Source organism: Rhizobium sp. CNPSo 3670, from assembly GCF_057784555.1.
Window position 1 is genome coordinate 1 of record NZ_JBXSOL010000024.1, and the last position, 22,146, is coordinate 22,146.

18 protein-coding genes and 1 pseudogene are annotated in these 22,146 nt (G+C 60.7%); 10 read left to right on the plus strand and 9 right to left on the minus strand.

Annotated features, from left to right (window positions below):
• The 10 genes from AC13QO_RS22310 to AC13QO_RS22355 form a co-directional block, all read left to right on the plus strand.
• On the plus strand, positions 1-206 hold a 206-nt coding region (locus AC13QO_RS22310), incomplete at its 5' end, for a hypothetical protein (RefSeq protein ID WP_488541873.1).
• A gap of 96 nt (positions 207-302) precedes the next feature.
• Positions 303-554, plus strand: a complete 252-nt coding sequence (locus AC13QO_RS22315) for a hypothetical protein (protein WP_488541874.1) — start codon at positions 303-305, stop codon at positions 552-554.
• 159 nt (positions 555-713) lie between these two features.
• Complete coding sequence (locus AC13QO_RS22320) at positions 714-3,116, plus strand: FdhF/YdeP family oxidoreductase (RefSeq protein ID WP_488541875.1); 2,403 nt, start codon at positions 714-716, stop codon at positions 3,114-3,116.
• Between the two features lie 14 nt (positions 3,117-3,130).
• Positions 3,131-3,880 carry a c-type cytochrome gene (locus tag AC13QO_RS22325; protein WP_488541876.1) on the plus strand — a complete coding sequence of 250 codons (750 nt, stop codon included), beginning with the start codon at positions 3,131-3,133 and terminating at the stop codon, positions 3,878-3,880.
• Positions 3,877-4,860 (plus strand): cytochrome c oxidase subunit II, encoded by a 984-nt coding sequence (gene coxB, locus AC13QO_RS22330; RefSeq protein WP_488541877.1) that lies wholly within the window; start codon positions 3,877-3,879, stop codon positions 4,858-4,860. The genes AC13QO_RS22325 and coxB overlap by 4 nt, the downstream gene beginning before the upstream one ends.
• Positions 4,857-6,770 carry a cytochrome c oxidase subunit I gene (ctaD, locus tag AC13QO_RS22335; protein WP_488541878.1) on the plus strand — a complete coding sequence of 638 codons (1,914 nt, stop codon included), beginning with the start codon at positions 4,857-4,859 and terminating at the stop codon, positions 6,768-6,770. The genes coxB and ctaD overlap by 4 nt, the downstream gene beginning before the upstream one ends.
• Complete coding sequence (locus tag AC13QO_RS22340; RefSeq protein ID WP_097599697.1) at positions 6,767-7,369, plus strand: cytochrome c oxidase subunit 3; 603 nt, start codon at positions 6,767-6,769, stop codon at positions 7,367-7,369. The genes ctaD and AC13QO_RS22340 overlap by 4 nt, the downstream gene beginning before the upstream one ends.
• Complete coding sequence (locus AC13QO_RS22345) at positions 7,366-8,259, plus strand: cytochrome c oxidase assembly protein (protein ID WP_488541879.1); 894 nt, start codon at positions 7,366-7,368, stop codon at positions 8,257-8,259. The genes AC13QO_RS22340 and AC13QO_RS22345 overlap by 4 nt, the downstream gene beginning before the upstream one ends.
• The gene (locus AC13QO_RS22350) at positions 8,234-8,656 is read left to right on the plus strand and encodes a c-type cytochrome (protein WP_488541880.1); all 423 of its coding nucleotides are present in this window, start codon (positions 8,234-8,236) and stop codon (positions 8,654-8,656) included. The genes AC13QO_RS22345 and AC13QO_RS22350 overlap by 26 nt, the downstream gene beginning before the upstream one ends.
• 203 nt (positions 8,657-8,859) lie before the next feature.
• Entirely contained in the window at positions 8,860-9,111 is a 252-nt protein-coding gene (locus AC13QO_RS22355; RefSeq protein WP_488541881.1) for a hypothetical protein, read from the plus strand.
• A 199-nt stretch (positions 9,112-9,310) separates the two neighbouring features.
• Here AC13QO_RS22355 and AC13QO_RS22360 read toward each other — a convergent pair.
• The 9 genes and pseudogenes from AC13QO_RS22360 to AC13QO_RS22400 all read right to left on the minus strand — a co-directional run bounded on the left by AC13QO_RS22360 (position 9,311) and on the right by AC13QO_RS22400 (position 22,145).
• Positions 9,311-13,281: pseudogene (locus tag AC13QO_RS22360) on the minus strand (CheR family methyltransferase).
• A gap of 65 nt (positions 13,282-13,346) precedes the next feature.
• Complete coding sequence (locus AC13QO_RS22365; RefSeq protein WP_488541923.1) at positions 13,347-14,369, minus strand: chemotaxis protein CheB; 1,023 nt, start codon at positions 14,367-14,369, stop codon at positions 13,347-13,349.
• Positions 14,370-14,662: 293 nt separating this feature from the next.
• The gene (locus AC13QO_RS22370; RefSeq protein ID WP_488541882.1) at positions 14,663-15,835 is read right to left on the minus strand and encodes a helix-turn-helix domain-containing protein; all 1,173 of its coding nucleotides are present in this window, start codon (positions 15,833-15,835) and stop codon (positions 14,663-14,665) included.
• 148 nt (positions 15,836-15,983) lie between these two features.
• On the minus strand, positions 15,984-16,898 hold the full coding sequence (locus tag AC13QO_RS22375; protein WP_488541883.1) for a c-type cytochrome: 915 nt from the start codon (positions 16,896-16,898) through the stop codon (positions 15,984-15,986).
• A 120-nt stretch (positions 16,899-17,018) separates the two neighbouring features.
• Complete coding sequence (locus AC13QO_RS22380) at positions 17,019-17,753, minus strand: TIGR04290 family methyltransferase (protein ID WP_183704237.1); 735 nt, start codon at positions 17,751-17,753, stop codon at positions 17,019-17,021.
• Between the two features lie 20 nt (positions 17,754-17,773).
• Complete coding sequence (locus AC13QO_RS22385) at positions 17,774-18,820, minus strand: UDP-glucuronic acid decarboxylase family protein (RefSeq protein ID WP_488541884.1); 1,047 nt, start codon at positions 18,818-18,820, stop codon at positions 17,774-17,776.
• A 12-nt stretch (positions 18,821-18,832) separates the two neighbouring features.
• Positions 18,833-19,933 (minus strand): CgeB family protein, encoded by a 1,101-nt coding sequence (locus AC13QO_RS22390; protein ID WP_097599704.1) that lies wholly within the window; start codon positions 19,931-19,933, stop codon positions 18,833-18,835.
• On the minus strand, positions 19,930-21,018 hold the full coding sequence (locus AC13QO_RS22395; RefSeq protein WP_488541885.1) for a CgeB family protein: 1,089 nt from the start codon (positions 21,016-21,018) through the stop codon (positions 19,930-19,932). Before AC13QO_RS22395 ends, AC13QO_RS22390 begins: the two co-directional genes overlap by 4 nt.
• On the minus strand, positions 21,015-22,145 hold the full coding sequence (locus tag AC13QO_RS22400; RefSeq protein ID WP_488541886.1) for a CgeB family protein: 1,131 nt from the start codon (positions 22,143-22,145) through the stop codon (positions 21,015-21,017). The genes AC13QO_RS22395 and AC13QO_RS22400 overlap by 4 nt, the downstream gene beginning before the upstream one ends.
• Position 22,146 lies beyond the last annotated feature (1 nt).

Here is a 22,146-nt window from a genome sequence, read left to right on the forward strand (position 1 = left end):
CGGCCAGGTTGAAATGTCCGCTGTTGCGCAAAGTAGAAATGTCACTTTGGACGCGTCTTCAGCCATTTAGAGATGCGACAGGCTCGCCTCTCGATGTTTTGGTCAATGCCAACGTCAGGAGCAAGGACGACGACCTCCAGCCTGGCCGAGACCATGAGCGTTCGGAGTCGTCATATCAGGGCCAGACCGCCATGGGCCTGCTCTGACGAGGTGCGCAGGGAACGGAATCCGGGCAATCAGGTTAGTCCAAGGAAAAGCGGCCTTTCGAGCCCTGGCGACGAGGTGAACCCGAGGAGCAGGTTGTGAATGTTGTAAGTTTTCCGCGCCAGCGCCGCGATGATCCCGATCGCGCTTTCGTCAGCGCCGATGCAGGTGAGCGACGGCTCTATAAATTTGCCCTGCAGTACGAGATGGATGGCAAGAGCTGGGCGACCGACATCTGGGCCTATTCATCCAAAGACGCCGAAGATCGCGTCGCTGCGATGCGGCGATCGCTGACGATGTGCGGTCAGCTCTATGCCGAGGTGGAGGCCAACGCTCCGACGCCGCTCTGAGCATTTGCGACGCGGCTATTGCCAATCGTCTTCCGTCATCGGCTATCGACAGCGCCGCTCGTCACTTTGCCGACTCGCCTGGAACAGTTTGTTTCTCGAAGAGTTTGGATCGCAAAATATCTGTCGGGGATTCTCCTTCGACAATATCGGGAGGCAAAAATGTCAGCGCGATCGAAACATCCGCCAACTATCGGCGAGAGCACGCATGCGGCTGGCGGATGGGCGGCGGCGCGATCTCTTGGAGAAATTCTTCTCCGCGAACACGTCCCCCGATCGGGGCCGTCACTGCTTTCCCATCACAACAAACCAGACGGCTACATGTGTGTCAGTTGCGCCTGGGCCAAGCCTGCAAAACCGCATGCGATGGAATTTTGCGAAAACGGCGCAAAGGCGACCGCCTGGGAGGTCACTTCCCGCCGCGCCGACCGCGCCTTCTTCGCCGCCCATACATTGCATGAGCTGGAGCAATGGAGCGATCACGATCTCGAAGAACAAGGTCGCCTGACCCATCCGATGCGGTGGAACCGCTCGACCGACAAATACGAGCCGGTGGACTGGAACGATGCATTCGCAGAAATCGGCGGGGAGCTCCGGTCAATTCCTCCGCGTGAGGTTGATTTCTATACGTCCGGGCGCGCCTCCCTCGAAACCTCTTACATGTATCAGCTTTTTGCCCGCATCTTCGGCAGCAATAACCTGCCCGATTCTTCCAACATGTGTCACGAAAGCTCCTCGGTCGGCCTGCCGGAAAGCATCGGAGCCTCCGTCGGCACGGCAATCCTGTCCGATTTCCAGAACTGCGATTGCATTTTCTACATGGCGCAGAACGTCGCCACCTCTTCCCCGCGGATGCTGCATGACTTGCAGGATGCCGTCGACCGGGGCGTGAAAATCGTCACCTTCAATTTGTTGCGCGAACCGGGACTCGAACGTTTCACCAACCCGCAAATGCCGAGCCAGATGCTGACCGGCCGGTCGACGCCGATTTCGTCGGAATATTATCAGGTGAAGAACGGAGGCGACATTGCGGCCCTCTTCGGCGTCTGCAAAGCCTTGATCGAAGCCGACGATGCAATGAAGGAAATGGGGATGAGCAAGGTTTCCGGCTCCGATGCCGTGCCCCATAAACCGGATAATGCCGCGTCGGTGGCGTTCGCCGCTTCCATTGCGGCGGCCGACAAAAAGCATGTTCTCGACCACGATTTCATTAACACGCATACATCGGGTTTCGAGGAGTTTGCCGAAGCCGCCCGCCGATATGACTGGGCCGAACTGGAACGTGTTTCCGGCTTGACTCGCGAGCAGATGATCCAGGCAGCCCGCACCTATGCCCATTCGGAGGCGGTGCTGATGGTCTATGGCATGGGTCTGACGCAGCATGTGATGGGTGTCCAGAACGTTCATATGGTCGCCAATCTCGCGCTGCTGCGCGGCAATATCGGCAAGCCGGGCGCCAATATCTGCGCCGTGCGCGGCCACTCGAACGTGCAGGGCCAGCGCACGGTCGGGATAACGGAAAAGCCGGACCTCGTGCCGCTCGACAAACTGGCGCAACTCTACCAGTTCGAACCGCCACAATGGGAAGGACGCTCAACCGTCGACACCTGCAAGGCGATCATGGAGGGCGAGGCCAAAGCCTTCGTCAGCCTCGGCGGCAACTTCCTGCGCGCCGTCCCGGAAACGGAAGCGATGGAGGAGGCCTGGCGCAAACTCCGCCTGACCGTACAGATCGCGACGAAGCTCAATCGCAGCCACGTCATCCATGGCGAAATCGCCTATCTCCTTCCCTGTCTCGGCCGTATCGAAGTCGATGAACAAGCGAGCGGTCCGCAAGCCGTCTCCATAGAAAGTTCCGTGGCGCATTTCCATGTCTCGCGCGGCAAGGCGAAGCCCGCAAGCGAGGAGCTTCTGTCGGAGCCCGCCATCATCGCCGGCATCGCCAAGGCGACGCTGGCGAAGGGTCGAGTCCCGTGGGACGAATGGGTCGGCGATTATTCGAAGATCCGCGATGCGATCGAAGCGACCTATCCCGAGACGTTCAGGGATTTCAACAAACGCATGTTTCAACCTGGCGGCATTCCGAGACCCGTGCCGGCCAGGGAACGCAAATGGACGACGCCCAACCAGAAAGCCAATTTCCTCACGCCGCCGCGGCTCTTCCCCGAACTTGACATCGGTCCGGGCGCCACAGAGGTTCTCAACCTCGCCACGTTACGCTCCAACGACCAGTTCAACACGACCATCTACGGTTACGGCGATCGCTATCGCGGCGTGAAGGGATCGCGAAAGGTGGTATTCATGAACGAAGAGGATATTGGCAGACTGGGCTTCAAGGAAGGCGATTTCGTCGATCTGACGACCGCCATCGATGTCGCCACAACGCGCCGCGTCACCGGCTTCAAGGTTGCTCGGCACGCAATTCCGGCCGGGTGCTGTGCGGCTTATTACCCTGAGGCGAACCCGCTCTTTCCGCTGGCGCATCACGACGCCAAGGCCAAGACCCCGTCTTACAAGATGTTGCCGGTGCGGCTCAGTCTCTCGGCCCTGTCGTCGCGGTCCTGACCCGGGTCCCGGCAATGCGCGAAAGCAAGCAGGTCCCCTGGTCGGCGGCAGTATCGCTTCTCACGATGGCAGCCGTCTGGGCCGCCATCGCCTGGGCAAGCCAACCGCGCTTGCGTCGCGCCCATCCCGCCGTGACGTCCGGTCCCACTCGCTTCCCTTTGCTTGCCGATAGCGCCGTCAAGAAGGACGGCACCTGGTTGGTCTCGATAGTGCTGCTCTGTATGTTCGTGATCGGAGCCACGATCGGCTGGGCAAGACATCCAAGGCAATATCGTGCCGATCCACCGGTCACATCGTCTCTCGATGAGTTCCGGCTGATGCCGGACAGGATCGGCGGCACACCACCCGACGTCTATTTCGCGCTTGGTAAGCCCTATGAGAGCACCGCCTATGATCTGAGCCAGGGCAAGCGCCTTTATTCCTGGTTCGGCTGCCCTACTTGCCATGGAGACGGACGAGGCGGGACCGGCCCTTCGTTTCTTGACGGCTGGTGGTTTTATGGCTCGGAAATGGTATCGGTCGTGGCATCCATTCGCGACGGACGGCCTCACGGCATGCCTGCCTTCGCGAACAAAATGACGAGCGACGAGATCTGGCAGCTCGCCGGCTATGTCAGGACGATCGGCGCCTATTCCGCCCTCTATACCGCGCCAAGCCGCAACGACGACAAGCATACAAGACCGGCCGAGAACCGGGCGCCGGCCGCAACTCTTTTCGAGGAAGGGCCGGTGGGCGTCCGCTCCGATCGAGGTGTCCGGCCTTGAAGACCGCCCCGGCATGCACCCTGTTTCTGTCCGGCTGCGCTGCGGGCACGCAATCGGCACTGAATGCGGACGGACCCGCCGCTTCGGAACTCAGAAGCCTGATATTGCTGTTTGTCGCCGTCTGCGGCGTCGTCTTCGTGCTTGTCATGAGCGTCATGGTATGGGCACTGGTTCGCAGGAAAAACCAGATCCCCGGCGAACCGCAAGCCGAGCGTTCCATGGCAAGGGTCGTTGCCGGCGCAATCGTTATGACCGTCCTGGTCGTAAGCTTCCTGACGATCACCAGCTTCTACGCAACCAATGGCGTCGACCGCGGCCGGGACAATTCGCCGACCATCGCCGTTCGCGGGCAGCAGTGGTGGTGGCAGTTCACCTATCTCGATGCGGATCCCGCCAGGACGTTCCAGACCGCCAACGAGCTGCATATCCCCGTGGGAACCGATGTCCGGCTGCGCCTGGACTCGACTGATGTCATTCATTCCTTCTGGGTGCCGAACCTAACGGGAAAGCAGGATCTGGTCCCCGGCCGCGACAACCGGCTGACGCTGCATGCCAGCAAAGCCGGCATCTATCGCGGCCAATGCGCCGAATTCTGCGGCCTGCAGCACAGCCACATGGCGCTGTTGGTGATCGCCGAGGAGCCCGAGGACTATGCCAGATGGCTGGAGCTGCAGAGAAAGACGGCAGCCGCGCCGGCCGACGGTGACGCCGCTACGGGAAAGCTCGTATTCATGAGCAAGCCTTGCGCCGCCTGCCACACCATCCGCGGCACCGAGGCATCGGGCACCTCCGGGCCTGACCTCACCCATGTCGGCAGCCGCAGCATGATTGCGGCGGGGCTGTTGGAGAATACCCGAGGATCGGTTGCGGCATGGATTGCCGACCCGCAAACGCTGAAGCCGGGCAACAACATGCCGTTGGTCCCCCTCACCGGCGAAGAGCTGCGACAGGTGAGCGCCTATATGAGTGGTCTGCGATGACGGTCGGCGGCAGAACCCCTTCCCCCGCCGACCTGGCTGCCGGCTGTCCCGAGGCGGAAGCCTTCCTCAGGCGCACATGGTCGACGCCGCCTGGATTATTAGCAGCGCTCTCCACGGTCGATCACAAGATCATCGGCAGACGCTATATCGCGACAGCCTTTGTCTTTCTCATCCTCGGCGGCGTGCTTGCACTGGCGATGCGCCTCCAGCTTGCTTTCCCCGAGGCCCGCTTCATCAGCGCGGACCGGTACAATCAGATCTTCACCGTGCACGGGACCAACATGATGTTCCTGTTTGCGGTGCCGGTCATGGAGGCGATGGCGGTCTACCTCGTTCCTCTGATGGTCGGAACCCGCAACATCGCCTTTCCCAGGCTGAACGCCTTCTCCTACTGGATCTATCTCGCCGGAGGGCTGCTGCTGTGGATCTCCCTCGCCCTCGATACTGCCCCCGATGTCGGCTGGTTCTCCTACGTGCCTCTGGCCGGCCCGCAATATGGCGCGGGGAAACGGGCAGACCTCTGGGCACAGATGATCACCTTCACCGAGGTCTCCGCCCTCGCCGTTGCCGTCGAAATAGTCGTGACCGTTTTCAAGCTGCGGGCACCCGGCATGTCGCTCGATCGAATCCCCGTCTTCGTCTGGTCGATGCTGGTCACCGCCTTTCTCGTCATCCTGGCCATGCCGGCAATCATGTTCGCCAGTTCGTCGCTCATTCTCGACCGGCTGGTCGGCACCCAGTTCTATAATCCCGCGGAAGGGGGCGATGTGCTTCTCTGGCAGCACTTGTTCTGGTTCTTCGGTCATCCCGAGGTCTACATCATCTTTCTTCCGGCAGTCGGCATCGTCTCCGCCATGATCTCCACCTTCACGCGGCGTCCTGTCTTCGGCTATATGCCGCTGGTGCTAGCAATGATCGCCACCGGAATTCTCTCCTTCGGCCTGTGGGTGCACCACATGTTCGTGGCCGGCCTGCCGCGGCTGGGGAGCAGCTTTTTCACCGCCTCGAGCATGGCAATCGCCATTCCCGCCGGAACCCAGATCTTTTGCTGGCTGGCAACGCTGTGGGATGGCCGTCCGATGTTCAAGACACCGCTGCTTTTCATCATCGGCTTTCTCATCACCTTCGTCATCGGCGGCCTGACCGGCGTCATGGTGGCGTCGGTGCCGCTCGATACCCAGGTCCACGACACCTATTTTGTCGTCGCCCATTTCCATTATGTGCTGATCGGCGGCTCCGTCTTCCCGCTGATCGGCGCGATCTATTACTGGTTCCCGAAGATGACCGGCCGGATGATGAGCGAAAGGCTCGGCCGTTGGGCCTTCGGCCTGATCTTCACCGGCTTCCACCTGACTTTCTTCCCCATGCACATCCTGGGCCTCCAAGGCATGCCGAGGCGGGTCTACACCTATCCGCCCGAGCTGCCCTGGGCTGGCCTGAACCTGTTCGTCAGCCTCAGCGCCTTCATCCTGGCCGCCGGCTTCCTCGTCTTCTTCATCGATGCCCTGCGCAGTTTCCGCCACGGCCGGCCGGCCGGCCCCAATCCCTGGAACGCCTCGACATTGGAATGGGCCGTAGCTTCGCCCCCTCCCCCTTATAATTTTCGGCATATTCCGGTAGTCGAATCGCGCGAACCGCTCTGGACATCCGGCGAGACGTTGCCGGTGGCGACCGGACTTCGGATCGATCGGCGGGAACTGATCGTCAGCAGCGTCACATCAGGCGAGCCGGAAGCGCGGGAGTCCTCGCCAGCCGATTCCATCTGGCCATTTCTGGCCGCCATTGCCACGAGCATTATGCTGATCGGCTCGATCTTCAGCCCGTGGGCCGTCGTCTGGGGAGCCGTGCCGGTGGCAATCACTCTGACGGGATGGTTCTGGCCCAAGCAAACGCCGGAGGACGAGTCATGAAGGAGCGCGTGGTCACCGATCTGTCGAAGCTTCCCCTGCACGGCCTGGGCAGTGCGAGCCTGACGTTCTGGGGCACCAGTGCCTTCATGCTGATCGAAGGCATGGGATTCGCCTTGGCGATTGTCGTCTACTTCTATCTCATGAGCCTGGCGCCGCGTTGGCCGATCGAAGCCCCTGCCCCGGATCTTCTTCCCGGCACAATTCTTACCCTGCTGCTTCTCGTCAGCATCGTGCCGAATATGCTCGTCGCGCGGTGGGCAAAGCACAGGGATCTCCCCAAGGTGCGCGCGGGACTGATCGTCATGGCGCTTCTCGGAGCGGCACCCCTCATACCCCGCGCCTACGAATTCCCTGCCCTTCACATCGGCTGGGACGATGATGCCTATGGATCGATCGTCTGGACCATGCTCGGCCTGCACGCAACCCACATCATCACCGACCTCGTCGATACCGTCGTTCTCGCCTGCCTGATGTTTTCGAAGCATGGCGACAATGCACGGCGCTACGGCGATGTCGAAGACAACGCGCTCTACTGGAACTTTGTCGTCCTCGCCTGGCTTCCTCTCTACGGATGCATCTATTGGGTGCCGCGGCTATGAGAACAGCAACCACAATCGCTTTTTTTCTTATGGCAACACCGGGATTGGCACATGATGGCCATGCCCATTCGAGTTCCTTCCCATGGACGGCCGATCCCTGGATAATCGCGCCTCTCGCAGTCTGCGCAGCCCTCTATGCAAGCGGAAGCCTTCGCTTGATGTCGCGATCATCCGCCGGCCGTCGCGTCGTCGCGCACCGTCTTTTGGCCTATTGCGCTGGCTGGCTGGTGCTTGCCGGGGCACTCATCTCTCCCCTGCATTGGCTGGGAGAGCAGCTTTTCACCTTCCATATGATGGAACATGAGTTGGTCATGGCGGTTGCCGCGCCGCTCATCGTATCGGCACGCCCGTCGGCGGTGCTGCTCTGGGGACTGCCAGGAATCGTCAGGCGTCGGGTGGGGCAGGTCCTCGCCTCGAGCATCGTCCGCAGGACCTGGACGTTGCTCAGCAACGGCACTGTCGCGACGCTGCTGCACGGGGCGGCGATCTGGGCATGGCACGCGCCTGTTCTGTTCGACGCCGCGATCGAAAGCACGCCGCTCCATCGTCTGCAGCATCTTTCCTTTTTCTTAAGTGCCGTCCTGTTCTGGTGGTCCGTCATCTGGAAGACGAACAGGGGGCTGGCGGCCTGGCATCTCTTCCTGACGATGCTCCATATGAGCATTCTCGGGGCCCTCATTGCCCTGTCACCGAACGTGCTTTACGCCGTACAGACGCGGTTGTCCGAGGCTTGGGGCCTGTCGCCACTCGAAGACCAGCAGATGGCAGGCGTGGTAATGTGGGTTCCTGCCGGCATCGTCTACGCCGCTGTTGCGCTGGCGCTGGCTGCCTTGTGGATCAGGGATTCCGGAAAGGGAGGCGCAGATGGAACACGTATCGTCGCCCCATAATTCCCTTCGCCCCGCCTTTGTGATCGCCGCCTGCCTGGCGAGCCTGACGGCGGCATTGACCTTGACCGACAGCTACCGGCAGCGATCCGAAAGGCAAGCTGTTGCCGTCGCCATGACAAAAGGAGACCCGGCGCGGGCGCCGGCGATTTTTCGCCGATATGGCTGCGCCGGATGTCACACCATTCCAGGCATCGAGGGCGCCGACGGCAAGGTCGGCGGCGATCTCTCCGGTCTGCGCGAGCGGGTCTACATTGCCGGCGTGCTCAATAATTCCGCCGACAACCTCATCGGCTGGATTGTCGCGCCGCAGGCCCATTCGCCAAGAACGGCGATGCCGGCCACCGGAATTTCCGAACAGGAGGCCCGCGATGTCGCAGCCTATCTCTATGCTCGCTAAGAAAAACGGGTGTCCGTTCAGACCGCCTTCAACAGTTACTCGGACCATAGCAACGGCGCCAGTATCCAAACGTTGATAATAAGCGCATGATCACCTTTAGGTGCGTGCCGTCCGGAAGTCTGAAGTCATGACATGCATCAAAACAAAAACTAAAGCGCGTGGCATGAATCAATCTGCGCGACGCGCTTTAGAAGGAGGTCGACGTGGACCGCGCGATTGTGAAGAAGCATTTGGAACAGGCGCGAGAACATGTCGCCCTGGGAGGACTGCACGTCGCTCGGCAGCGCGAGATCGTTGCTGAGCTGATCAACCGCGGCGCCGACGTGACGGAAGCAATTCGGCTTTTGACCAATTTCGAGGAGTCGCAGGACATGCATGTGGCGCACCTTGAGAGGCTTAAGGCAGAGTTGCTAGAATGTGACGAGAAGCAAACAGGCCGGCAGATCCGAAGATAGTTCGGCCCCGTGACGGGCGAGAGTTTTACGCTGTTCTTTTAGCTATGCCCGCTGACCCCGAAAATAGCTGCGGTAGACGCACGGCCATCAGCCTATAGCTTGACACGGTTCAAGGGCTTTGTCTCAGCTCTCCCGGAGAGAACTCCTCCATCAGCCAAAATCTGTCCTCTCGCACGACTAAGCATCGACGCCTCATCCTTCAGCCGTTCGCCTCGTCCTCAAGCAGATTGCTGACGGAAATGGGGCTTGCGATCGAGCAACTGATTCCATCCTCTCCAAATGTGTAGGAGGTTTTTGCATCGAGCTGGTAGGGCAGCGCGCGCTCGATCAGTTCACGGCCTTGGCCGCCCCCTTGCGGTCTGGAATCTTCGGGCGGCATCTTCACCCCGTTCTCCCGCCAGTCCACATGCAGCCACGGCTTGCCACCTTCACCGTCTTGTTCCACGCGCCACATGATCGACAGTTGCGCTCGAGGCTGGCTAAGCGCCCCATATTTGACGGCATTGGTGGCCAACTCATGCATTGCCAAGGCCATAGTCTGGACGCTGGTCGAGCGAAGCCTGACGCCTTCCGCGCCATCCAGGATGATCCGGTCCATCTGGCCGTCCAGTGCGCCGTGAGCCGCCAGTTCGGAGCGGACAAGCTGATCGAACGTGATGCGCTCACCCTCCTGCAGCCGCGAGAGTAGGCTTTGCACACGCGCCAGCACATCCAGACGGCTGCAAAATTTTTCGTTGAAATCGGCAAGATCAACGCTGTTTCGCATGGTCTTATCAGCCATCGAGCGGACAACGGCCATGAGGTTGCGCGTGCGGTGCTGAAGCTCTGCGACGAGTACCTTCATACGGTCGGCAGAGGCTTTTTCGTCGGTGATGTCGCGGCCGATACCGCCGATCTGTTTGACGTTCCCCTCCTCTCCGAAAAGTGGGAAATCGGCGTTGCGCAACCAGCGAATTTCATGGTCCGATGCCCGCCTGATGCGGTACTCGAATTCCACGCGTTCCCCCTCTCGCACTCGGCGGATTTCGGAAAGCGCCTGTTCGCGATCTTCGGGAATGATCAGTTCGGCCCAGCTGCGGAAATTGTTGCCGGTCATGGCCTGCTCCCGGTCGACACCGTAGATGGTCTCGAAAGCCGGCGTCAGATAGACCCATTGCAGCGTCTCCGCGTCTCGGATCCACAAAACGTCGGAAGAGGCTTCGCCGAACAGGCGGAACTGCTCTTCGCCCTGCCGCACAGCTGCTTGCGCCTGTTTTCGCGCCGAGATGTCGATGCAGAACTCGGCGATCGTACCATCGCCAAGATCACGCCCGGCGAACAACATCCAGCGGCGCGTGCCGTCGGCGAGGAAAAACTCCTTTTCATACGGCCCGATCTTGCCGGTCTCCTTCAGAGCCTCCATCTGGGCTTCGGTCTCGGCGAGATGCTCCTCCGGAGTCAGCCGACGCCAGTGCAGCTCGCCGCGTTCCATCTGCGAGCGGCTGTAGCCGGACATCTTCAGGAAAACCTCGTTGGCGTCGAATATGACGCCATCCCGATGAAGAAAAATCACGCCGACCGCGTCCGTCTCCAGGACGCGCTGCAGGCGCTCCTCGCTCCGTCGAAGCGCCACCTCCGCCTCGTAAGTGGCGGTCAAATCGGTAAACGTAACAACAGCTCCGCTGATATAGTTGTCGACACTACGATAAGGCAGGACGCGCGCGGCGTAATGCCGGTTGTTCGTCGGGTCGCTGACCTTTCGGTCGACAGGCACCAGCGTTCTAAGAACGAGACGAACATCGTCCAGGAGCTCCGGATATGCGACGCGCGAGACGACGTGGTCCAGCGGCCGCCCGACGTCGGTTTCAAGCAGATGGAATATTTCCGTCGCTGCCGGCGTGAAGCTCCTGACGCGCAGATCGTTGTCGAGGAACACGGTGGCGATCTGCGTCGCTTCGAGAAGGTTCTTCAGATCGGAATTCGTGCGATCGAGTTCGGTAACGCGATGGGCAAGCTCACCATTGACGGTCTGCAGCTCCTCGTTCACCGACTGCAATTCTTCCTTAGAGGTTTCCATCTCCTCGTTGGCCGACTGCAGTTCTTCATTGATCGACTGATATTCTTCGTTGGAGGATTTGAGCTCCTCATTGGTCGATTCGAGCTCCTCGATCGTTGCCTGAAGACGGTCACGGGTGACGCGCAGATCGGTCTCCAGACGCTGGACATGCTCTTCGTTCGTCAGCCTTCCTCCGTCAGGAGCCGTCCCTTCGGCTACCTGCCCGGCATCCTGAAAAAGCACGATCAGCGAGGTGACATCGCCGCTTCCGAGGGGTTCGACAATGATGTTGACGGCGTAGGTGCGATCATCCTGGCGCAGCAGCACCCTTGGAACTTCGACCTTGACCGCCTCGGTCGTGGCACGCTGCAAGGCCGATCGCATGTCGAGCCGCAGATCTCGGTGGGCAAGGCTCAGGAGATTGAGGGTCGCCGTCCCCGAAGCCGGTTCGAGGTAGCGGCCGGTGCGTCCCGAAAAGTGCAGCACGTCATAATGTGAATCGACGACGACATAGGCCGGTGCGAATCGCTCTGCGACGACCTCTGCCTGGCGGCTGATCGTGGCCGACAGCCGGCCGGTCTGCAGCATCGGCGCCGGCGCCGAAAGCGCATGGTCGGGGCTTCGAGGGCGTGGGGCGAGCGGGAAGTCCGGAATGATCCGGGTTGCCGTCTCCACCCTTCGAAACAGCCGGTTCCTTCGGTCCACAGGCGCGAAAAGCTTGGTGTGGCGGGTAACGTTTTCCGAAGAACCCAGAAACAGGATACCACTCGGCCTGAGGGCGAAGTGAAAGATCGGGATGACCCGGTTCTGCAGCTCGCTGTCGAGATAGATCAGCAGGTTCCTGCAGGAGAGGATGTCGATTCGAGAGAATGGCGCATCCTTGACGATGTTGTGCGGGGAGAAGATGCACATTTCCCGCAGTTCCTTGACGACGCAATAGGTGTCACCCTCACGCACGAACCATCGGGCAAGCCGGTCCGGCTGGAGCTGGGAGGTTATCGCTGCGGAATATCGTCCGGCACGCGCAATCCCCAGCGCGCGTGCATCGAGATCTGTCGCGAAGATCTGCACGTCGGGAGGGTAATCCATGGTCGCCATATGCTCGCGCAGCAGCATCGCTATCGAATAGGCTTCCTCCCCGGTCGCGCAGCCCAGCACCCAGACGCGCAGCTGATCACCAGGTTCCTTGCCCTCGAACAGCCTAGGAATTTCACGCTCCAGCGCTTCGAACTCGGCGGGATCTCTGAAAAACTGGGTAACGCCGATCAGCAGGTCCTGAAAGAGGTTTTGAACTTCGTCGCGGCTGGCGCGCAGCCGCTCGATGTAGGTATCGATATCGCCGATTTGCAGCACCTGCATCCGCCGCTGAACGCGCCGCGTGAAGGTGCCGCGCTTGTATCCGTGGAAGTCATGGCTGGTGACATTACGAAGAACCGTGGCAATCTGCGTGATCTGTGCCTCGATAGCGCTCGGGGGCTCCTCATCCAGGCCCGCGTCTTCCTCCTCGAGGACATTGCCGGCATAAAGTGCGATCTGGGCTGCGATACCCTTCGCCGGCAGTCGCAAGTCAGCGATTGCCAACGCCCTCCCTCCTCAGCAGATTGAGCGTCGCCTTCGTCTATCTCCGTGATCGACAGACCGCCAAATTTCTTGGTTGCCGCCACCCCGGCGATGCCGTCATTGTCGAGACCCGCCAGAACCACAGCGATCGCGCGCTCGTGGGCATGTTCCGCCAGCGAGATCAACATCGTGTCGACCGTGCCACGATGGCCAACGGGTTCCGAGGCAGGCCGAATGCGGATATGACCATCCTCGACGGTCATCATATCGTCGGAGCCGCCGACGTAGATATGGTTCGGAAGGATGCGCTCTCCGTCCACCGCGACCGTCACCGCCAGTCGTTGTTGCTGTGCCAGCATTTCAAGGACGGCAGCTGCAGTGAGCCCCTCCTCCTGGCGCACCGCCACGAGATAGGATGCGCCGAGGCCGGCGCCGATGTCGGAGAATATCTGCTCGAGCGAACGGAGCGAGCGAGCGCACACCGCTATGCCGACGATCACGATAGGCTGTACGTGCTGATCTCGTTCAGCCGCGCCTGCCTGTTGCTCGAAGTCTTGCCGTTCGTCGTACGCCACCGTCGATCCATGCCTCTGCCGCGGACGCTTCTAAACCGCCCGCACGGCAGAAAGATACAACTTTGTCAGATGGCCTGGAACAGCGACGCGCGACCGTGGCGCAGCGAGCTTAGAGCGGCGTCACGAAGGGTCGCGGAATATTGCCGATACTCCGCCGCCCTTGCCTCGTAAAGTTCGGCAACGGCATTGCGGCCCGTGGCGCGAGCGTCGCGTGCCATCCGCTCCACGAGCGTCAGCCGCTCCTCCATGATGCGCATGGCGATTCTGATCGCCTCATCAAGCTCGTCGATATGCGAAGCAAGGACGTCGGCGGTATAGGCGTGGCCGATCTGGCACCGAAATCGCAACGGCCGCGAACCGCGAACCTCGGAAAGCACGCCATGGCAATCGGGGCAGGTCAGGACGCTGGGAGACGCAATCTTGCGAAGTGCCGCACTGCCAAGCCGGTCGCCAGCCGCAATTTCGACCTCCAGCCGCAGATCGTCGGAGGGCACATCAGGAAACGGCCCTGCCTCGCTTCCGGCGATTTTGACAAGAAGCCCGCCGAGTTCGGCTGCCGAGGCCACATGATCGATCTCCACCTCTTCCAGCGCCGCTAAGGGCATTTGATCCGCCTCGGCATCAAGTGGATGTTGCACCACGGTCGTCCCGCCATGGGACTTGATCGCATGCAGCCCCGCCGCTCCGTCATTGAGCATCCCCGTCAGGACGATCCCTACTGCCCGTGGGCCGAACGACAAGGCGGCAGATCGAAACATCGGGTCAATCGACGGACGGACCATGTTCTCGCGAGGACCCGCTCCCAACTTGATCGTTTCACCCATGAGGAGAAGGTGACGGTCGGGTGCAGCGACGTAAATGTGGCCTCGCTCGATCGGCTGCCCGTCGACCGCCTGCCTCACAGGCAGGCTGGAACTGTCGGCAAGAATCGCTGGCAGCAGGCTGGGAGAGTTTGCAGGAATATGAGTGCTGACGAAAATGCTTGCCGGAAGATCGGCGGGCAAATCGGCAAAAAGGGTCTTGAGGACAGCTCTGCTCCCCGCCGACCCGCCGATGGCAATAATATCCTTGGTGGCGTTGGAAGACATCATCTCGCCTTTCATGTCATCCCAACAGCCGATGCTCCATATGGTTCCCTTGTGCGTGAGCGCAAACGGAATCATTCCGACGGGGGTACCGGCTCGAAGCGACGGAATGCGGCAAAGATGCCGGCGAGCCAAGTGCGCCTTCCAATGAGCACGTGCCTCGCTTCAAACTGTTACAAAAGTCTTTGCGCGTCCCAAAAACGCGGGTGGGGGTCGAAGGATTGCGGCGTGCAAAAGTTGCCCCTTCGATGGGATCCTCGTCTGTGACGAAATTCAGCAATTTTCGCCACTGAGATTTATGAGCGGCTATCTCTACCCGGTATTTGGGGGCTGTAGAAGTAAGGACGTGATTGGTTATTCGCCCTTCTAACATTCTCGCTGCCCCGCAACGAAAACCCCATCAACCGCTCGTATTCCGCCTCCGGAATGCCATAAGAGCCACTGGCCTTGAGAATGAGGCCCTCGCGATCGACGACGATTACCTTTCCTCGTACCGACCTGATGAGTTTTTCGCCCTCTAGAATAGGAAGCACGCCCGTAACTCCGGAACGCCGGACGCCGAGCATGGAAGACATGTGCTCGTGGGTCAGAAGCAGCACCTGGCTTTCCGATCGATCATCGAGCATAAGCAGCAAACGGGCCAGTCTCTGTTCGATGGAATATCGGCTGTTGGCGAGGGCCGTATAACCCAATTGAATTGCGAGCGTCCTTGAAAACGTTGATGAAAGCGATCGCAACTGCGGTGCCCTCTGCGTCAGACGAAGGAAGCTGTCGACGTCGGTGCGCTGCGCGGTTCCTTCCGTCTGCACCACAAGCTTGTAGGGAGTGCGCCAATCGCCCTCCAACAGCCCCGTGCCGGTTACCCCTTCACGCCCGATAAGGCCAACCTCTACCTGTGAGCCATCCAGCGACGAGGCGACCAGCGAGACCGTCCCGCTTTCAATGAAGGAAACCGTCGTAATCTCTCCAAACTGCTTTTCAAGAATCTTGCCTTGAATCAGCTGAACCTGCTTGAGAAGCGGCCGGATAAGATCATTTTCTCGCGGAGAAAGAGCGGAAAGAACGAGATTCTTGTGACCGCCTGATGACTTCGCCGTCGAACCTCGGCACTCGGAAAGGGCAGTATAAATCGCGCTCGTGTCCAGCGGTTTTTCCACGAAAATCCGATCCGCAAAGCGGGGAGGCACGACATCACGGCTGTAGCCAGTTGCGAAGAAGAACGGGATATTGCGCTTCGCCAGCGCATCGGCGACAGGGAACACCATCGTTCCACCGAGATTGATGTCCAGAATGGCCACTTCAATTTGCGAATCTTCAATATATTGCAACGCTCGTTCGACGCTCGGTGCAGGCCCGACTATCTTGATTCCAGTTGCGGTCAGCTTCGATGCGAGTTCGCTGGCGAGAGCGTAATCGTCCTCGACGACCAAGACAGCCTTTTGCGCGAGTTCGTCAAAAGCCGTATTCATGACGATCTGCCTCTCACATTATACCTGTTCACTTAAAACGTTGCGGCCATTGCACTGTTCCGTCGCCCAACCTGATGACGTTGCATCAATAATAGCTTAATCACCCCCGTTCTCGCCTTCTTCAATATCGCTCGATCGGCGATACGCATCAAGGATGGGGCGTCGGGCGCGGCGGGAGCGACTTCAGGTATCGGGCGATAGCCATCCGGTCGGCCTCCGGGAGCTCCGCCGTATTCTCGACCACATCCGCCATGGACCAGCCGACATAGCCGTGACCCGGCGTCCTGCCGCTGTGAAGCATTTCGGCGACATCCTGCTCCGACCACGAGCCGATACCTGTCGGCGTGATGTTAGGGTTGAAACCGACACCTTCAGAACTCACTCCGCCGGCGAACCGCGTTTTGGGCTTTACGGCGCCGAAGATGTTGCGGGACGAGTGGCACTCGGCGCAATGACCGAGGATCTCCACGAGATAGGCACCGCGATCATGTACGGGATCGCCGCTCGGCGTTGCTGCCGATCTGCCTTCGCGGAAGAACAGGAGTTTCCAGAAGCCGACAAACCGCCGAATGCGAAACAAGGGGGAAATATCGTGTGGCTGCGGGCGCTCCGGCACGGGCGAAAGCGAGTGCAGAAAGGCGTAGAGATCTCTGACGTCGCCGAGAGTCATCCCCGTGTAGCTGGGATAGGGGAATACCGGGTAATAATGCTGCCCTGAGGGAGAGACCCCTGAAATCAGCGCATTGGCAAGGTCGGCAACCGACCACGATCCGATACCGGCAACCGGGTCGGGCGAGATATTGGGAACTCTGAAGGTCCCATAGGGCGAGGCCAGTGCAAGATCTCCTCCGAGCCTTAAGCGGTCCGGCTGACCGGGGGAAGCATGACAGGAGGAGCAGCCGCCTGCAGCAAAGACCACTCCGCCGCGCTCGACATCCCCGGGCGTCAGCGTGGGATCGCCGGCAGCGAAGCGTGGATGCGGCCTCGTCAGCAGCCAGGTTGCGAGGCAGACAAGGAGGACCGCGGCGACAGCGGTCGAAAACAATCGGGCACCTTTCACCATCCTGGACCCGCTAGAGCAATCCCGGGAAAACCATGAAACAGTTTTCCGTCCGGAGTTGCGAACGACAACTCAGAGCGGTTTCGCGTTTCCATGGAAAGCTCAATCGCTCTGCATGAACCCTCAACCGGGCGGCGGCTCGACCATATATGGCCGCCGCCCCAGGCGGCAGAGATAAACTTCTCGCTCGGGATTGGCCTCTATGACAAAACCCGAGCTGCGCAGCATCGCTTCGACCGCCGCCTTGTTGGGAATGAACCAATTGGTGGGATCGGCAGCATAGCGCTCTTCGACAAAGAACAGCTTCGGAAAATCCGGCCGATCAAAAACCTTCCATTCCGAAAAGTCGTAATCCTCTTCCAGCGTGGCAATACGCTCTTCACCACGCTGCAGGCATTGGAACAGCATGAGGTCTGCAACCACATGTTCGTGGAGCAGATCCAGTGCCAGCAACGGATGGCGCAGGTGGTAAAGCACGCCCATGAAGAGCACAAGATCGAACCTCTCCCCGAGTTTCGACACCTCATAAACCGACATCTGCCTGAACTCGACGTCGAGGCCGAAATGATCGGCGGCGAAACGGGCCTGCTCGAGATAACGTGGATCACTGTCGATGCCCAACACCCGACCGGCATTGCGGCGCTTCATTTCGAGCGCATAAAAGCCTGCATTGCAGCCGATATCGAGAACGCTCCGCCCTTCCAGGTCCTTGGGCACGACATGTTTGAAGCCTTCCCACTTGAATGCCGGATAGTCACCGAGAAAGTGATCCGGTGCGGTTTCGAACTCCCCGAGCCGCATATTCTGAAACCATGGGCCGAGTTCGTTGATACGCTGCTTCAAAGCCAGGTTCGTCATCGCTTGAATCCGCTTCTCGCTTAGTTGTCCAAGGGAGCAGCCTGCGGAGCCACCGCGCCCCGATGACGGCGAGCCGCCGCGACGCGTTTTCGGGGGCGATCATCCAAATTGGCGGCAAACCAATCGATCGTATATCTCAGCCCCTCGGCGAGGGGCACCGTCGGCTGCCAGTCGAGAAGTTCCGCGGCGCGGGAAATGTCGGGGCGGCGGCGCTGAGGATCATCCTTCGGCAAAGGTCTGTAGGCAACAGCCGTTCGCACCGGCACCATCGAGCAGATCATCTGCGCGAGGTCGTTGATGGTGAACTCGCCCGGGTTGCCGAGATTGACGGGCACTCCGGGGTTGGGCCGCAGATCCATCAGGGCCATCAGACCGCCCACGAGATCGCTGACGTAGCAGAAGGACCGCGTCTGCAAGCCGCTTCCGTAAATGGTCAGCGGTTTGCCCGAGAGAGCCTGCACGATCAAGTTGGAAACGATCCGCCCGTCATTCGCCTGCATTCGCGGCCCATAGGTGTTGAAGATGCGGGCGACCCGCGCGTCGACGCGGCCCGCACGCAGCATGTCGAAGCAAAGGGCCTCAGCGGCGCGCTTTCCCTCGTCATAACAGGCGCGCGGTCCCGTGCAGCTGACATTGCCGCGATAGTCCTCTTTCTGAGGATGCTCGGCCGGATCCCCATAGACCTCACTGGTCGATGCCTGTAGAAACGAGGCCCGGTGCCGCTCGGCGAGCGCCAGCAGATTACCCGTGCCGGCGACACACGTCATCATCGTGTGAACGGGATCCGCCTGGTACTGCGGTGGCGAGGCGGCGCAGGCCAGATTGTAGATCTGGTCGAGCGGTTCGTCGATTTCGAGGATTTTGCAGATGTCCTGTTCAATCAGCCGGAATCCCGGGTGATTCATCAACGGTCGGACATTGCCGGGCGAGCCGGTGAGATAGCTGTCGACGCAGATCACGCTGTCGCCACGGCCGAGAAGAGCATCACAGAGATGCGAGCCGACAAAACCGGCGCCTCCTGCCACCAGAACAGTCTTGCCTTTTCCGCGACGATTGACTTGAAGCATCGATACTCTCCTTCACGCTGAGATACGGTCGAAAGCTGGATTGGCGGGTAGGTCGGAAAGAGCCCGGACGAGCTCACCGGCACGTGCGGCACCGGTATGACTGCTCATCACCAGCTTTCTCGCTGCGGCGGCGACCGCCAGACGGTCAGTGTCGGGAAGCTCCGTCAGCAGCGCCACGACATCCTCCGGCGCGCGCGCAATGAACAAGGCCTCGCCGTCCGGCAGCAGCTCATCGAGGCCCTGCCAGAAGTCGCTGATAATGGGCGCCCCGCAGGCGGCAGCCTCGAACAGCCGCACGCTGGGAGACCAGCCGGCGGCGATCATGTCGCCGCGGGTCACGTTCAGCGTGAACCGCTGCCGGCTGTAAAAGCTTGCGTGATCGGCAGGCGGCAGATGCTCGATGCGCTCGACATTGGCCGGCCATTCGATCTCGGCGGGATATTGCGGCCCGGCGACAACGAAGCGCATCCACGGCAGGCGGCAGGCCGGCTCCAGCAGAAGCCGCTCCAGTGTCGGCTGCCGGTCGGGGCTATAAGTTCCGAGATAACCGAGATCCCAGCAAGTGGGCTCGCCGGTATTGGCATAGCGCCTCTCGTCGACCGAACAATAGAGCGCGATGGCCCTGCGCGCGCCATATCTCTGTTCGAGCCGCGTCAACACCCTTCCTCCGGAGAAGGAGAAGTAGGTGTCAAATAAAGGAATCTGGCGCAGCGCCAGATATTCCTCGTCGCCGCGATCGAGCTTGGCGAGGGTGACCGGCGTGTCAATGTCATAGAAGCAGAGCCGTTTCAGCTCCAGCGCCCCGAGCCTGTCGATGAGCGGCACGCCATCGGGAACATAGGATCCGACGATGACGGCGTCGGCCTTGCCGAGCCTTTCGCCGTGACGCTCGACCATTGCGCCGATATCGGAATAATAGGCGAGCTCGCAGAAATCAGGCGAAGGTAAGTCCCGATGGCTGGCATACCACGGCACGTCCCGCTCCAGGAACAGGACCCGATGGCCACCCTGCCTAAGGCCTTTGATCAAGGCGCGATAGGTCGTGGCATGGCCATTTCCCCAGGAAGAGGAAAGAGAGAGGCCGAAGAAGACGATGTCGAGCGATCCCCTCATTCGGCGGCCTCCCGCGCGCCATGACGGGCGCGAAAAATCTCGTCCGCCGTTTCGGCGCGATTGACATAGGTATGTTCGGCCAGAACGCGCCGGCGCGCCCTTTCTCCGATTTCCCGTGCGGCTTGGTGGGACAAGCCGCTGAGCAAGGCAGCCACGTCCTGTCCGTCGCGGGCGACCAGGACCTCCTCGCCGGACTTCAGAAAGACATCGATGCCTTCCCAGTAGTCGGTAATAAGGCAAGCCCCGGCGCCAGCGGCCTCGAAGACCCGCGTCGCAGGGGAAAAACCATTCTCCGCCATACTGGCGCGCGATATGTTGAGGACCGCCATCGGCGTCACGTTGAAGGCGTTGTGATCACGCGTCGGGACATGGCCGATATAGCGGACGTTTGAAGGGATCGGCTTGTCCTGCCAGCCGGAACCGCCGAGCAGGAACGTCCGGTTCGGCAGACGCGACGCCGGTTCCAGGAAGAAATGCTCGACCCTGCCCTCGCGATCCGGCAGGCGGTTGCCAAGGAAACCGAGGTCGGCGGCGAAGCGGTAGTCCTGCGGCACCGGATGATGCGTTTGCGGGTCCAGCGCATTGTAGATCGGCACGCATTCGGCCGCTCCGACGGAACGGTATGCGCTCACGACAGGATCGCCGCCGCCATAGGTCAGCACGAGATCAAGCCCGGCGAGCGCACGGCGCAAAGGATGATCTGGGTTGGCCCTAAGTTCGGCAAGCGTGGCCGGCGCGTCCACGTCCCAGAAGATCTTCAACGCTTGGGGTCGGGCGTTGCGCAGCACCTCTTCCAGCAATCGGTCGTCCTCGAAACCGACACCGCTCGCCTTGACGACGATATCAGCCCTGGCCGCCTCGCTTGTCACGGCCTTGAGGGCGTCAATCGTCCCTTCGTAGACGACGACCCTGCACCAGTCCGGCGGATCCATGTCGCGGTTCTTCTGCCGATCATAGACATCGGGCTCATAGAAGGTGATGTCATAACCCTTCTCCGCCAGCGCCCGCAGCAGACCGCGATAATAAGTGGCGGCGCCGTTCCAATAGGCGGAGACGAGACTTGAACCGTAAAAGGCGATCTTCATTCGGCAGCCTCCCTGGATTGCAGGTTTGCGGTGACCCTATGCGTGCCGCAGCGCGCCAGGATGGCGAAAAGCTCGTCGACGCGGTGGCGGCAGGTGTGACGGGCCTTGATCGTTTCAAGGCCGGCAGCGGCAATGCTCGTAGCCAAATCGGCGTCGGAGAGGATATCGCGCAGGCGTTTCTTCATCTCTTCACCATTGCTAACGACAAGATAGTCGCTGCCGGACTCGAACAGATGTTCGACGTCGTTCCAGGGCGCCGAGAGCAGGGGTATTCCGCATGCGAGCGCCTCGAAGACACGGATGGTCGGAATACCCGGCAGATGTTCGACATAGGGTCGGCGCGGAATGTGTACGGTGACCCTATGGCGGGCGAAGGCCGCGGGAACGTCGGCATTGGCTATCCAGCCGCCATAGGCGATGCCGGCCTTGCGCAGCTCGTCCAATGCATGGCCGGGATAGCGCACGCCGCGAACGACCGTGTTCAAGCCGAGATCTCTCGCGGGACGGATCAGGAATTCGCCGATTTCGGCCGACCGTTCGTCGTCGCCCCAGTTGCCGATCCAGACGAGGTCTCCGGTTTTCTCGATCTCCGGCAGCGGCCGAAACAGGGCGTCGTCGGCCGCCTCGTGCCAGGTAAAGACCGACTTTCCCCAGCCGGCTCTGAGATAACGGTCGCGCAGCGTCTGCCCGAAGGCCAGCACACCATCATAGTCGTCAAGCGCCAGCCCCGCGATATCGCCTTCGGCGGAGACAGCGCGATGATGCGTATCGTGGAAAAGCAGCGTGAAGGTTGCGCCATCGCGCCGGATGCGGCCGAGCCTCTCGACCAATTGCGGTTCCGTCCACTCGTGAACGATGACGACGTCGGCGTCGGCAAGCACTGCTTCGTGGTCGAACTCGACACCATAAGTCCGCGAACGGTGCTGCGGAAATGCCTGGTGAAATGCCTCGACCGCAGCCGCCCCCTGGTCTCGCACCAGATTGGCCCGGCTCCAGGCATCCTGCGGCTCCAGCGCCAGCGTCTCGTGACCGCGCCGCTGGAGATCGCGCATGACGCCACGAAGAAAATGAGCATTGCCGTGATTCCAGTCGGAGACCAGCGAATGAGTGTAGAAAACGAACTTCATG